Here is a 12,046-nt window from a genome sequence, read left to right as displayed (position 1 = left end):
GGCCGAGCCGGCGGGCCGGCCGGCGGGCTGCCCGGGGCCGCCCTGCCCGGAGTCGCCCTGCCCGGTCCAGAGCAGACCCGCCCCGCCGATGACCGTGCCGGCCACCCCCAGGCCACCCAGAGTGAGGGCGGTCCGGCGGCTGATCGGTTTCATTCGCCGCCTTCGCCCAGCGCCCGGATCTGCTCGCGGTACTGCTCCACCGTCAGCTCGCCCTTCGCGAAACGCTCGTCCAGGATCTGGCGGGCGCGGCTGCGCCCGGGCGTCCCGATCTCCCGCGCCGGTCCGGCCGGCGGCCCGGCGCTTGGCCCTGCGGCCGGCCCGGCCGACAGCCGCACGGCCAGGACGATCAGCAGCGCGATCCCGATGATGGCGAGCAGACCGAAGAACCAGGCCCACCCCATTCCTCCGTCATAACCCCACATCATGGTCGTTGTCCTCTCGTCCGCAGTCCTGGATTCGTCACTCTGAGTATGCCCCCGGGGGTAATGTTCTCCACCGGTCGCGCCTAAGCCCGGCTCGGCACGAGAACGATCCATGTGCGTCCGTAGTCGTCGCTGGCGACAACGCCGCGCTGGTCCGCGGCGAGGATCCACGGCGAGGAACCGCCGACGAAGCTCAGCGCTTCCGGCGTGCCGTCGGCCTGCCCGTCACGAGCCCAGGGTCCGGCCGCGGCCGCCTGGTGCCAGAGCCGGCCGTCCGGGTCGACGCCCACGAGCCCGCCGCCCGCCGCGGCGTCGACCACGTCGATCAGCACGAGGGTCGGCGCATCCGTCATCGGGGCGAACGTGCGCCCCGCGTCGTCGCTCACGGCCAGGCCGTCGGCCGTGGTCGCGAACACCCGGTCGGGGTTCGCGGGGTCGGCGGCCAGGTCCCGCAGCGCCAGCGTGGCTCCGGCCGCCCAGGTGGCGCCGTCGTCGTCGCTGACCGCGACGGTCCCGTCGGCGGCGTCATAGCCGAAGATCCGCAGGGCCCCACTGGCCAGGGGCACCGCGTCGAGGTCGTGGAAGTCGGTCTGTCCGGCCAGCGAGACGGATGCCCAGTTCGCCGCCGCATCCGCACTGGATACCAGCCCGAGGTTCGGCCCGGTGAGGGCGGACTTCTGCCCCGGGTCCGGATGCCCCGAGGCCAGCAGCAGCCCGGAGGGCGCCACCGTGAAGCCCATGGCGTCGAAGACGGGACCCTCGGTGCGGGTCAGCGCGGTGGCGCCGGAGCGCGGGGCCCCCGCCAGGTAACTGTCCGGGAGGGCCCCGGTGGGAATGACCCAGACCCCCTCGTGCGTCCCGGCGTAGGTCTGCCCGGTGGCCGGGTCGGTGCCGAGGCCGTGGATGTGCTCGAAAGCGGCGGCGGCAGTGGAGGGAGCGGTGGCGGTTGCCGGGGCATCCGTGCCGGGGGCGCAGCCGGCCAGCAGGACCGCGAGGCCGGCCGTGACCACGGCGGTGCCCGTCTGGCGGATGGCTTGGGGGCGGATGGCGCGGTGGCGAATGGCGCGGGGGCGGATGCCGCCGGTGCGTTCGGTCATGGTGCCCGGCCCTTACAGCGCGGCGAGGAGGTCGGTCATCGCGGCGACCTCATCGGTCTGCGACGCGACGATCGCCTTCGCGAGGGCCTGGGCGTCGGCGTTCTCGCCGTCGTCCACCTCGGTCTGGGCCATGGCGATCGCACCCTCGTGGTGACCGATCATCAGCTCGAGGAAGACCCGGTCGGCGTCGGCGCCGGAGGCGTTGCCGAGCGTCATCATGTCGGCATCGCTCATCATGCCGTCGGTGCCGTGGTCCATGTCGGACATGCCGCCGGCGTCGGCGCCCCAGGCGGTCAGCCAGGCGGTCAGCTGGTCGATCTCGGGCTCCTGGGCGGCCTTGATCTGCGTGGCCAGGTCGACGACGCGCGGGTCGGCGCCGTGCTTGGCCAGCAGGTCGTCGCTCATCGTGACGGCCTGTTCGTGGTGCGGGATCATCATCCGGGCGAATGCGACGTCCGCCGGGTTGAAGGCGGCGGAGGAGGCAGCCGGGGTGCTGCCGGCGCCGGGCCCGGTGGCGGTCGTCGCACCGCCGCAGGCGCTCAGGGTGAGGGCGGCGGCGACCGCGACGGTGGCGAGCAGAGAAGAGCGGATGGTGCGGGAAGTTCTGAGCATTGTTCGTCCATTCATCGATGAAGAGTGAGAAACCGGACGCCGAGGGGACGGCGAAGCCGCGCAGCCGGGAAGGTGCGCGGGCGGGGTCTCGGTCTACACGCGGCTGATGGAGAGCAGGGTGAGGCTGGGACGGTGCAGGTGCAGGGGGATGGCCCGGAACGAGCCGACGACGAAGCCGCCCGCCTCGAGCAGGCGCTGGAAGAGAGACGGGCGACGGGCCAGCACGACAACGGCGGCGAGTGCGAGCAGGATGGAGCAGGTCATCGCGAGCATGGCGCCGCCGGACGCCCCGACGGGTGCGGCAGCCACGTCGGCAGCGACGTCGGCGACTGCGCTCTGGGCGGCCGCGACGTGGGCAGCCGCGCTGTGCACGGCCGTCATCGACGACGACGAGGCGACGGCCGGCATGTCGTGCCCGGCTCCGTGGCCGGCGGAGTGCACCGCGAGCAGGCAGAGCAGCATGGCGGCCAGGGTGAGCGCCGCCAGGATCACGGGCCGGACGGCACTCGCCCGGGGGCGGGTCGTGCGCGCGTCGAGAGTGCGGGTCATTCCTGCCTCCGTTCCGGCATCCGTCGGGCGCTTTGCCTCACGCGGTCACGTCAGGCGGGTGAATCTCAGCGTACGCGCTCGAGGCCGCGGCCCGGTGCCGTCGGTGCCCGTCCGGCGCGGCTCAGTGCCGGGTGCGGGTGAGCAGGGCCGCTGCGGCCTGCCACACGACGAAGGCTTCGACCAGGAGGGAGAGGAGTCCGAGAGGCTCCAGCCAGTTGCCGATGTCATCCATCGCCCCGGGCATTCCGACGGTGCGATTGACGACGAATCCGGCGATCACGAGCACCGAGAGTGATGCGGCGGCCGCGAAGTCGCGGCGGGAACCCACCACGAACAGCCTTTCGGCGATGACGAGCGCGGTCACGACGAGACCGATGTAGGCCACGGCGAGATAGGGCGTTTCGGCGAATTTGCCGGGCAGGTCCAGAACGTGGATGGCCGCGAGCACGGTGAGGGAGAGCCCCACCACGATCCTCCGGATCGGCAGCTGCTGGGAGTGTGCCGGGAGTGCCGGCCCGGCGGCCGGGTGCCGGTGATCTGTCGAGAGTGGCATCTGTGTGCCGTGAACGGTGGTTGTCATCAGTACGCCTCCATGGGGTCGATCCCCGCGAGGTCGATGCTGGCATACCGGGGGTGCCGATCAGGCCGGTCATAGCTCGCTGATAGGGCACTCGGAGCGGAAGGTCAGAAACCAGGCTCCGCCGGCGGGAGCACGCGACGGTCCCCGCGGCCGTGACCGCGGGGACCGTCGTTGTTGCGGGTGCTACCCCTGGGCCGGCGCCGCAGCGCGCGGCACCGAGGACTTGCCCGGCTCCGCCGCGCCGAGGGTCGAGGACCCGGCCCGGGGGGTGAGCCCGAGTCGCCGCACGATCTCCGCGGCCTCCTCGGCCGGGGCGCGGCCGGCGTCGATCGTGATGGCGCGCTCGTCGGCGTCGGGCGCCTCGAGCGTGGCGACCTGCGAGTCGAGCAGCGAGGCCGGCATGTAGTGGTCGTGACGGGTGGCGAGGCGCCGCCCGATCAGTTCCGTCGACCCGGCCAGGTGCACGAAGACCACGTTGTGCTCACGCAGCACGTCGCGGTAGCGGCGCTTGAGCGCGGAGCAGGTGATGATGCCCGGCACGTCGGCCATGGTGTGCTCGATGATCCAGGAGGAGACCGTGTCGAGCCAGGGCGCGCGGTCCTCGTCGTTCAGGGCGTGGCCGGCGGACATCTTGTCGATGTTCTCCTGCGGATGCAGGTCGTCGCCTTCCTCGAGGTCCCAGCCGAGCTGGCCGGCGAGGAGCCCGGCCACGGTGGACTTGCCCGACCCGGAGATGCCCATGATCACGAGCACCGGTTGCGCTCTCGCGAACACGTTAGATCACGATGTTCAGGAGCAGGACGCCGGCGAGGCCGGTGACGGAGATGAGGCATTCCATCACGGTCCAGGTCTTCAGGTTCTGCCCGACGGTGGTGCCGAGGTATTCCTTGACGAGCCAGAACCCCGCGTCGTTGACGTGGGAGAGGAACAGCGAACCCGCGCCGATGGCCAGAACCATCAGGGAGACATCCGTGCCGCCCAGGCTGGCCGCGACGGGGGCGAGAATGCCGGCGGCGGTGACGGTGGCGACCGTCGCCGAACCGGTGGCCACGCGGATCAGCGCGGCGACGAACCAGGCCAGGAGGAGCACCGAGATGCTGCTGCCGGCCACGGCGTCGGCGATGACGGTACCGATCCCGGTGTCGATCAGAACCTGCTTGAACCCGCCGCCGGCGCCCACGATCAGCAGGATGCCGGCGATGGGGGGCAGGGAATCGGAGAGCGACTTGGCGACCGCGGTGCGGTCCATGCCGCCGCCGCGACCGAAGACGATCATCGCGTAGATGACGGCGATGCCGAGCGCGATCATCGGGGTGCCGAGGAAGTCGAGGGTGGCGTTCAGCGGCGAGGTGGAGCCCGGGTTGACCGCGTCGGCGATCGAGCGGGCGAGCATCAGCACGACGGGGAGGAGGATGCCCGAGATGGTGATCAGGAAGCTCGGGCGCTTGGCGTTCTCGCCCAGGCCCTGTTCCTCGTTGGTCAGGAACAGCTGCGGCACGGGCACGGAGACCCACTTGCTGGCGAACTTGCTGAAGACCGGGCCGGCGATGATGACGGTCGGGATGGCGATCAGCACGCCGATGGCGAGGGTGAGTCCGAGGTTCGCGCCCAGCGTGGTCACGGCCACGAGGGGCCCGGGGTGCGGCGGCACGAGGCCGTGCATGACCGACAGGCCGGCGAGGGCGGGGATGGCGATCCGGATCAGGGAGAGTCCGCTGCGGCGGGCGACCAGGATGATCACCGGGATGAGCAGCACGAGACCGACCTCGAAGAACATCGGCAGGCCGATCAGGCCGCCGATCAGGGCCATGGTCCACGGCAGGGTGCGCGCACTCGAGCGGGTCACCAGGGAGTCGACGATGCGGTCGGCTCCGCCGGAGTCGGCGAGCAGCTTGCCGAACATGGCGCCGAAACCGACCAGGATGCCGACGCCCGCCATGGTGGCGCCGAAGCCGGTGCTGAAGCTGGTCACGGCGGCGGCCGGAGCGAGCCCGGCTCCGACGCCCACGCCCACGGCGCCGATCGAGAGGGCGAGGAACGGGTGCACTTTGAGCCAGGTGATCAGCACGATGATCACGGCGACGCCCACGAGGGCCGCGATGATGAGCTGCAGGTTGCTGCCGGCCGGTTCGATCGGAACCACCGGGACCGCAAGGGCGAAATTCATGTGAATATCCATTCCGAGGCGGCTTCTCTGCGACCCCATCGTCCAAATATCTGATTAATCAGATAATTGAGTGTGGCACAGGAATTACGTCGTCGTGACCAACGCCGCTACGATCGCGGGGGGACATCCGGCGGCGGGCCGCTCGCACGGGTCCCGGAGAGAGAAGTTGAGATGAACCGTGGGGCGGGCGCAGCATCCTGGCGTGAACGGGGCCTGCATGCTCGGGTGCTGAACGCCCTGGGCCAGCAGATCGTCGACGCCGCCTATGCGCCCGGCGACATCCTGAACCTCGACCAGATCATCGACGACTTCGCCGTCTCCCGCTCGGTGCTGCGGGAGGCGCTGCGGGTGCTCCAGTCGCTCGGGATGGTCGAGCCCCGGCAGCGGGTCGGAACGCAGGTGCTCCCGCGGGAATTCTGGGACCTGATGAACCCCCAGATCATCGGATGGCGCGGCCGGGGTCGCGGCGCCGAGTACTACACCCAGATGCGCGAGCTGCTCGAACTTCGGCTCGGAATCGAACCGGTCGCGGCCCGCCTCAGCGCCCGCCTGATGACGCAGGAACAGCTGGACGCCGTGCAGGCCGCGGCGGCGGCGATGATGGAGTCCAACCTGGCCGGCGAGGGACCGCGGTTTCTCGAGGCCGACGTCCGGTTCCACTCGCTGATCCTGATCGGGTCGGGCAACAGCGTGATGGCACACTTCGCCGGCACGGTGGCGGCGGTCCTCCGGACCCGGCAGGAAGAGAAGCGGTTCACCATCACCGAGTACACGCCGCCCTCGGCCCACCGGCACAACCAGCTGGCCGAGGCCCTAGTCGAGCGCGACGAGGATGCCGCCTACCGGTGGTCGTACGCCACGATCGAGGCCACCCTGGCCGAGTTCACCGAGGAATCCGCCGGCGCCTGAGCCGGCCGGGTCTTCGAGCTAGAGCCGCGCCAGCAGCTCGATGTCCTCGAGGAATTCGCTGGCCACCTGGGGCGACACGGTGGTGCGGGTGGACTGGATCGCCAGCAGGTAGTCGTCCGTGCCGGGGCCGCCGGGAGTCGACTCGTCCGCGCCTTCGAAGAGCGCTCGTTCGAGGGCCTCCTGCGAGGCGCGCCGGGCCGCGTATTCGATGTCCGCGGGGGAGAAGCCGTCGCTCGCCTCGACCAGCAGGTCAAGGTCGACCGTGCCGGCCGTGGCCGGGGGAACGTAGCGCTCCCAGATGGCCTGGCGCGCCGCGGCATCCGGAAGCCCGATCGGGATCACGTAATCGAAGCGGCCGTGCCGGAGGAAGGCGGAGTCGAGGGCGCGGATGAAGTTCGTGGCGCAGACCAGCAGGCGGCCGGGCTGTTCACGGAAGGCCGGGATGATCTTCAGCAGCTCGTTGGTCACGCCCTGCAGGGCCGAGGGCGGTTCGCCGCCGCGCTGGGCGGCGATCTCCTCGACCTCGTCGATGAAGACGACCGCGTGTTCCAGTTCGGAGATCTTCAGGAACGTCTCGCGCAGCGCTCCGGCGAGGCCCTTGGGGTCGGCGGCGAGCCGGGAGGGGAAGACCTCGACGAAGGGCCACTCCAGCCGGGAGGCGATCGCCTTCGCGAAGGTGGTCTTGCCCGTGCCGGGAGGGCCGAAGAGCACGACGGCCTTCGGCGGCACCACGCCGTACTGCTCGGCCATGTCGGGTTTCGCCAGCGGCATCACCAGTCGGCGTTCGAGCAGTTCCTTCTCGGTGCGCATGCCGCCGACGCCTTCCCAGAGGTCGCGGGCCAGGATGCGTCCGCCCAGCTCGGTGAGTGATCGCAGCTCCTCCCGCTGCACGGGAATGTGGCGCTCGAAGTAGCGCAGGTTCTTCTTGACCTCGAAGCCGCGCTTCACGAACGCGTCGACCCGGGTGGCCGTTTCCGGCATCAGCGCGGACAGTTTGGTCAGCCCGTGCCGGGACATCTTCTTCTCCAGGGCGGCCAGCAGGGCGGTGCCGATGCCTCGGCCCTGCTCCCGCTGTGCGGTGGCGAGGAAGACGACCCAGCCCTGCGCGTGGGCGGCCCGGCCGACGGCGGCGCCCACGACCTCGTCGCCCATCATGGCCACGACGGCGTCGTCCTTCTGGCAGGACGCCAGCACCTCGGACAATCCGTAGACGGGCTCCGTGCGGGCGGCTGTGATCTCTTCCCAGAGACGCAGGATGCCGTCCAGGTCGTCCGAGTGAAAGTCGCGGATCCGCCAACCGGTCATGAGAGCTCCTTTGCGCTGCAACGTCACTCCCAATCTATGGCACCCGCCGGGTCGGCCGGGCTGGCCCGGGCCCGGGGCCGGCCCGGGGCATCGAGCGGCACGGCGGCGCAGGTTATGCACGGCGGCGCAGGTTCCAGCCTGCGCCGCCGTGCATAACCTGCGCCGCGAGGCACTCCACGAGAACGGGAAGGGCTACCGGGCGGCCAGGCGGCGAGCCAGGTAGGGGGCCGTGCGACTGTGCGGATGCGCGGCGACCGTGGCCGGGGTCCCGGTCGCCACGATCCGGCCGCCCGCGTCGCCGCCGGCCGGGCCCAGATCGATGACCCAGTCCGCGGCGGCCACCACGTCGAGGTTGTGCTCGACGACGATCACCGTGTTACCGGCGTCGACCAGGCGGCCCAGCTGGGTCAGGAGCAGGCGGACATCCGCCGGGTGCAGGCCCGTGGTGGGCTCGTCGAGCAGGTAGAGCGTGTGCCCGCGGCGGGCCCGCTGCAGCTCAGTGGCGAGCTTGATGCGTTGCGCCTCGCCGCCCGAGAGCTCGGTTGCGGGCTGGCCGAGGCGCAGGTAGCCGAGGCCGACCTCCCGCAGGGTGGCCAGGCTGCGCGCTGCCGCGGGGATCCCGCTGAGGAAGGCCGCGGCCTCGTCGACGCTCTGCCCGAGCACCTCGGCGATGGTCTTCCCCTGGTAGGTGACGGCCAGGGTCTCCGGGTTGTAGCGCGAGCCGTGGCAGGCCGGGCAGGGTGCGTAGCTGCCGGGCAGGAAGAGCAGCCCGACGCTCACGGAGCCCTCGCCGGCGCAGGTCTCGCAGCGGCCGCCGGCCACATTGAACGAGAACCGGCCGGCGCCGAAGCCGAGGCTTCGCGCATCCTCGGTGGCCGCGAAGGCCGCCCGCACCGCGTCGAAGAGTCCGGTGTAGGTGGCCAGGTTGGACCGCGGGGTGCGGCCGATGGGCTTCTGGTCGACGCGCACCAGGCGGTGGACGGCGCCAAGACCCGTGATGCGGTCGACGGTGGCGCGGGGGCTGGAATCGGTGTCGGTGTCGGTGTCGTCGTCCTCGTCCTCCGTGCCCGACCCGGCCGTGCCGGGCTCGTCGGCCCCGGGATGGAGGGCGTGGCGAACGGCATCCGCCAGCACCTGGCTGACCAGGGTGGACTTGCCGGACCCGGAGACCCCGGTCACGGCGGTCAGCACCCCCAGCGGGAAGTCGGCGTCGAGGCCCTGCAGATTGTGCCGGGTGACCCCGTGCAGTCCCAGCCAGTTCTCGGGCACCCGCAGCGGTTCGGGTCCGTCGGCGGGTGCGGCCGCCTCGGCAGCGTCGGTTGCCGTGTCAACTTCCGCGTCGGCGGCCGCGTCGGCAGCGTCGGCCGGGAACAGGAACCGCCGGGTGACCGACGCCGGCACCTCGGCCAGCCCCGCGATCGGCCCGCTGTAGAGCACCCGGCCGCCGTCCGCGCCGGCCACCGGGCCGACGTCGACGACCCAGTCGGCGCGGCGCACGATGTCCATGTTGTGCTCGACGACGAAGACCGAGTTACCCGATGCCTTGAGCTGCTCGAGCACGAGCAGCAGCGGTTCGGCGTCGGCGGGATGCAGCCCGGCCGAGGGTTCGTCGAGAACGTAGATCACGCCGAAGAGGCCCGAGCGCAGCTGGGTCGCGATGCGCAGGCGCTGCATTTCGCCGGGGGAGAGGGTGGGGGTCGCGCGCCCGAGGCTCAGGTAGCCCAGTCCCAGTTCGAGCAGAACCTCGATGCGCCCGAGCAGGTCGCGGGTGAGGGTGACCCCGACCTCGGTGGCCTCGCCGGACGCGGCCGTGGGGCGGGCCGCATCGGCTCCGCGCAACTCGGCGGTCGGGCGGATGAGGTCGGCCAGCTCGGTCAGCGGCAGCCGGTTGAGCGCCGCGATCGAGTGCCCGGCGACGGTGACCAGCAGTGCGGCGGGGGTGAGACCGCTGCCGCCGCAGGTCGGGCATGGGCCGGATTCGACGAAGCGCAGCGCGCGCTCGCGCTGGCTCTGGCTCTTCGAATCGGCCAGAGTGTGCATGATGTAGCTGCGGGCGCTCCAGAACCGGCCCTGGTAGGGCTTGGCAACCCGGTCCCGCTGCGGCACGACCTCCACCACGGGCTGTTCCTGGGTGAAGAGGATCCAGTCGCGCGCCGCGCGCGGCAGGTCTCGCCAGACCGTGTCCACGTCGTAGCCCAGAACGGTGAGGATGTCCCGCAGGTTCTTGCCCTGCCAGGCGCCCGGCCAGGCGGCGATGGCGCCGTCACGGATGCTCAGGGTGACGTCCGGCACGAGGAGTGCCTCGGTCGCGGTGTGCGCCGTACCCAGACCGTGGCACCGGGGGCAGGCCCCAGCCACGGTGTTGGGGGAGAAGGAATCGGACTCGAGGCGCACGGCATCCGTCGGGTAGGTGCCGGCCCGGGAATAGAGCATGCGCAGCGAGTTCGAGAGCGTGGTGACGGTGCCGACGCTCGACCGGGAGCTCGGGGTTCCACGCCGCTGCTGCAGCGCGACGGCGGGCGGCAGTCCGGTGATCTCGTCGACGTCCGGGGTGTGCCCCTGTTGGATCAGGCGGCGGGCGTATGGGGCGACGGATTCCAGGAACCGGCGCTGCGCCTCCGCGAAAATGGTGCCGAAGGCGAGCGAGGACTTGCCGGAGCCGGAGACCCCGGTGAAGGCGACGATCGCGTCCCGGGGCACATCGACGTCGACGTCCTGGAGATTGTTCTCCCGGGCGCCCCGCACTCGGACGAAGCCGGTGACCGTGCTGCTGCGGGTGACGTCGGCGGATTCGGGGCTGGTGTGGGGCGGTTGCATTCGCACGACTCTAGCCCGGGCGTCTGGCAGATGCTCGGATGCGAGTCGGCGGCGCTATCATAGGGGGTGCGATCCCGTCCACTGATGGTGGTGGGTCGGTAACTCATCTCGATGCTCAACCGTGACAAATCCCGATGCAACCGTGTCAATCTCGATCGCCATTTCATATCATTGAACCAGGCTCAGCGGCGTGCCGTTCAAACCACGCTTGAGACTGAGAGACCCGATGGCCGATCCGACAAGTACGACAATCCACTACGTTTCGCTCCTGCGATGGGCAGCCCTGAAGCGTGAGTTCGCTTCTCGCCGCCCTGCTCCTCGCAGCAGCACTGACGGCGACCGAGACTAAGGGTTCCCGTGGCTGAGAATACCGAACCGACACCGGCCAACCAGGTCTCCCTGGTGCGCTGGGCCGAACTGAAACGCGCCTACGTGGCCCGCCTGCCCCGGAACCGGAGCGACTCGATCGCGCCGGTGACCGACGCGGACCTCGCCTCGACCGAGCAGAAGAAGTCGCAGGACTGAGTCACCGCCGACCTCTGTTTCGTGACCCTAGTTTCCGTAGTGGTATCGGCATCCCGCGATGCGGACTTCGTCGCCTTCGACCTTGTAGATGAGACGGTGCTCATCGGTAATACGGCGGAAGCAGTGGCCGTGGAATCCGTGTTTCAACGGTTCGGGCTTTCCGATGCCCTCGTTTCCGTTTCGTGCGACGTCACGAAGGAGGGTGTTGATCCGTTTGAGGATCTTGCGGTCCTGGGACTGCCACCATTCATAGTCTTTCCCGGCATCCTCGTCCCAGACAAATTTCACTCGATCAGATCGTTCACGGTGCCCCGTCCGGACTCCAACCGTTCGATTGATCCGAGAAGACGTCGAGCGTTGGCCGGATTTCGCAGCAGATAGGCCGTCTCCTTGAGCGACTCGTATTCATCGAGGGAGACGATCACAACCGGCTCGTGCCCGGCGCGGGTGATGACGATTTCCTCACGATTATCGACAACCGCAGACAGCGTCTCGGCGCCAGTGTGGCCTGGCGCCCACGAGGGACTCAGAAAGGCGCGGGTTCGGGACCCGGCATCGGCAGAGATGCTGAGGCTGGTTTCGGCGGTGGTTGGGGTTCCACCGCACGGATGACCGTGGCCGGCTCGGTCACGAATGCGCGCCCGCTCGGCGAGGTCCACCTCAGGGTGCCGGCCTCCAGGTGTTTCACCGTCCACCGGGTCTCGCTTTTCAGCGCATGGCACGGCGGACACAGGTGAGCGAGGTTGTCCTCGGCGGTCAGCCCGTTGAACTGCCAGTCCAGCGAATGGTCAAGGTCGGCATGCGCCGCCGACCGGTTGCAGCCGGGGAACCGGCAGGTCTCGTCCCTCACCCGCAGGTACTTCTTGAGGTCTTTGGGCACCTTGTACCGGTCCCGGCCGACCGAGAGCACCACCCCCGTCTCCGGATGCACCAGAAGCCGGGTGAAGCTCGGCGCCCCAGCCGCGATCCGCCGCGCGGTGTCCGCGTCGATCGGGCCGTAACCCTCCAGATGGGCCGGTTCGTCGTTGAGACCCATGAGACTGAACACCGGGACCGTGATGTT

At 70.3% G+C, this 12,046-nt stretch carries 14 protein-coding genes; 2 read left to right on the top strand and 12 right to left on the bottom strand.

Features of this window, described 5'->3' with window-relative positions; all coding sequences use genetic code 11:
- Positions 1 to 149: 149 nt before the first annotated feature.
- The 7 genes from E3T37_RS01000 to E3T37_RS00970 form a co-directional block, all read right to left on the bottom strand.
- Positions 150 to 425, bottom strand: coding sequence for an SHOCT domain-containing protein (locus tag E3T37_RS01000; RefSeq protein ID WP_134365000.1), 276 nt, complete (start codon positions 423 to 425; stop codon positions 150 to 152).
- An 80-nt stretch (positions 426 to 505) separates the two neighbouring features.
- A complete protein-coding gene (locus tag E3T37_RS00995; protein ID WP_134364999.1) occupies positions 506 to 1,519 on the bottom strand; it encodes a F510_1955 family glycosylhydrolase in 1,014 nt (337 codons plus the stop codon).
- A gap of 12 nt (positions 1,520 to 1,531) precedes the next feature.
- Positions 1,532 to 2,131 (bottom strand): DUF305 domain-containing protein, encoded by a 600-nt coding sequence (locus E3T37_RS00990; RefSeq protein ID WP_134364998.1) that lies wholly within the window; start codon positions 2,129 to 2,131, stop codon positions 1,532 to 1,534.
- 93 nt (positions 2,132 to 2,224) lie between these two features.
- A complete protein-coding gene (locus tag E3T37_RS00985) occupies positions 2,225 to 2,680 on the bottom strand; it encodes a hypothetical protein (protein ID WP_134364997.1) in 456 nt (151 codons plus the stop codon).
- A gap of 121 nt (positions 2,681 to 2,801) precedes the next feature.
- A complete protein-coding gene (locus E3T37_RS00980) occupies positions 2,802 to 3,260 on the bottom strand; it encodes a hypothetical protein (protein WP_134364996.1) in 459 nt (152 codons plus the stop codon).
- Between the two features lie 183 nt (positions 3,261 to 3,443).
- Positions 3,444 to 4,001, bottom strand: a complete 558-nt coding sequence (locus tag E3T37_RS00975; protein ID WP_134365002.1) for a gluconokinase — start codon at positions 3,999 to 4,001, stop codon at positions 3,444 to 3,446.
- Between the two features lie 34 nt (positions 4,002 to 4,035).
- Positions 4,036 to 5,427, bottom strand: coding sequence for a GntP family permease (locus E3T37_RS00970; protein WP_134364995.1), 1,392 nt, complete (start codon positions 5,425 to 5,427; stop codon positions 4,036 to 4,038).
- A gap of 171 nt (positions 5,428 to 5,598) precedes the next feature.
- Between E3T37_RS00970 and E3T37_RS00965 the strand changes: the two genes are divergently transcribed.
- The gene (locus tag E3T37_RS00965; RefSeq protein ID WP_134364994.1) at positions 5,599 to 6,336 is read left to right on the top strand and encodes a FadR/GntR family transcriptional regulator; all 738 of its coding nucleotides are present in this window, start codon (positions 5,599 to 5,601) and stop codon (positions 6,334 to 6,336) included.
- Between the two features lie 18 nt (positions 6,337 to 6,354).
- Here E3T37_RS00965 and E3T37_RS00960 read toward each other — a convergent pair whose 3' ends face one another.
- Together E3T37_RS00960 and E3T37_RS00955 are read right to left on the bottom strand one after the other, a co-directional pair.
- A complete protein-coding gene (locus E3T37_RS00960) occupies positions 6,355 to 7,641 on the bottom strand; it encodes an ATP-binding protein (protein WP_134364993.1) in 1,287 nt (428 codons plus the stop codon).
- Positions 7,642 to 7,833: 192 nt separating this feature from the next.
- Positions 7,834 to 10,458, bottom strand: a complete 2,625-nt coding sequence (locus E3T37_RS00955; RefSeq protein WP_134364992.1) for an excinuclease ABC subunit UvrA — start codon at positions 10,456 to 10,458, stop codon at positions 7,834 to 7,836.
- A 357-nt stretch (positions 10,459 to 10,815) separates the two neighbouring features.
- Here E3T37_RS00955 and E3T37_RS16635 point away from each other — a divergent pair, with 357 nt between their 5' ends.
- Positions 10,816 to 10,983 carry a hypothetical protein gene (locus E3T37_RS16635; protein WP_160141038.1) on the top strand — a complete coding sequence of 56 codons (168 nt, stop codon included), beginning with the start codon at positions 10,816 to 10,818 and terminating at the stop codon, positions 10,981 to 10,983.
- Between the two features lie 27 nt (positions 10,984 to 11,010).
- On the opposite strand, the gene E3T37_RS00950 is transcribed toward E3T37_RS16635, so the two are convergent.
- The 3 genes from E3T37_RS00950 to E3T37_RS00940 form a co-directional block, all read right to left on the bottom strand.
- Positions 11,011 to 11,271: a Txe/YoeB family addiction module toxin gene (locus E3T37_RS00950; protein WP_134364991.1), complete on the bottom strand. Its 261-nt coding sequence runs from the start codon at positions 11,269 to 11,271 to the stop codon at positions 11,011 to 11,013.
- Complete coding sequence (locus tag E3T37_RS00945) at positions 11,268 to 11,471, bottom strand: type II toxin-antitoxin system Phd/YefM family antitoxin (protein WP_370292133.1); 204 nt, start codon at positions 11,469 to 11,471, stop codon at positions 11,268 to 11,270. Before E3T37_RS00945 ends, E3T37_RS00950 begins: the two co-directional genes overlap by 4 nt.
- Positions 11,472 to 11,509: 38 nt before the next feature.
- Positions 11,510 to 12,046, bottom strand: a 537-nt coding sequence (locus E3T37_RS00940) for an HNH endonuclease signature motif containing protein (RefSeq protein WP_134364990.1), incomplete at its 5' end; no start/stop codon positions are given.

This window comes from Cryobacterium sp. TMT2-10 (genome assembly GCF_004403075.1).
In the GTDB taxonomy this organism is placed as follows: Bacteria; Actinomycetota; Actinomycetes; order Actinomycetales; family Microbacteriaceae; genus Cryobacterium; species Cryobacterium shii.
Note: the sequence above shows the minus strand (reverse complement) of the source record. Positions and strands in the feature narration are given on the sequence as shown.

Bases quoted from the DNA above. Each gene is read 5' to 3' on its own strand.
- E3T37_RS00960 (WP_134364993.1), bottom strand. From the start codon at position 7,641: ATGACCGGTTGGCGGATCCGCGACTTTCACTCGGACGACCTGGACGGC.
- E3T37_RS00970 (WP_134364995.1), bottom strand. From the start codon at position 5,427: ATGAATTTCGCCCTTGCGGTCCCGGTGGTTCCGATCGAACCGGCCGGC.
- E3T37_RS00985 (WP_134364997.1), bottom strand. From the start codon at position 2,680: ATGACCCGCACTCTCGACGCGCGCACGACCCGCCCCCGGGCGAGTGCC.
- E3T37_RS01000 (WP_134365000.1), bottom strand. From the start codon at position 425: ATGATGTGGGGTTATGACGGAGGAATGGGGTGGGCCTGGTTCTTCGGT.
- E3T37_RS00965 (WP_134364994.1), top strand. From the start codon at position 5,599: ATGAACCGTGGGGCGGGCGCAGCATCCTGGCGTGAACGGGGCCTGCAT.
- E3T37_RS00995 (WP_134364999.1), bottom strand. From the start codon at position 1,519: ATGACCGAACGCACCGGCGGCATCCGCCCCCGCGCCATTCGCCACCGC.
- E3T37_RS00975 (WP_134365002.1), bottom strand. From the start codon at position 4,001: ATGGGCATCTCCGGGTCGGGCAAGTCCACCGTGGCCGGGCTCCTCGCC.
- E3T37_RS00955 (WP_134364992.1), bottom strand. From the start codon at position 10,458: ATGCAACCGCCCCACACCAGCCCCGAATCCGCCGACGTCACCCGCAGC.
- E3T37_RS00980 (WP_134364996.1), bottom strand. From the start codon at position 3,260: ATGACAACCACCGTTCACGGCACACAGATGCCACTCTCGACAGATCAC.
- E3T37_RS00990 (WP_134364998.1), bottom strand. From the start codon at position 2,131: ATGCTCAGAACTTCCCGCACCATCCGCTCTTCTCTGCTCGCCACCGTC.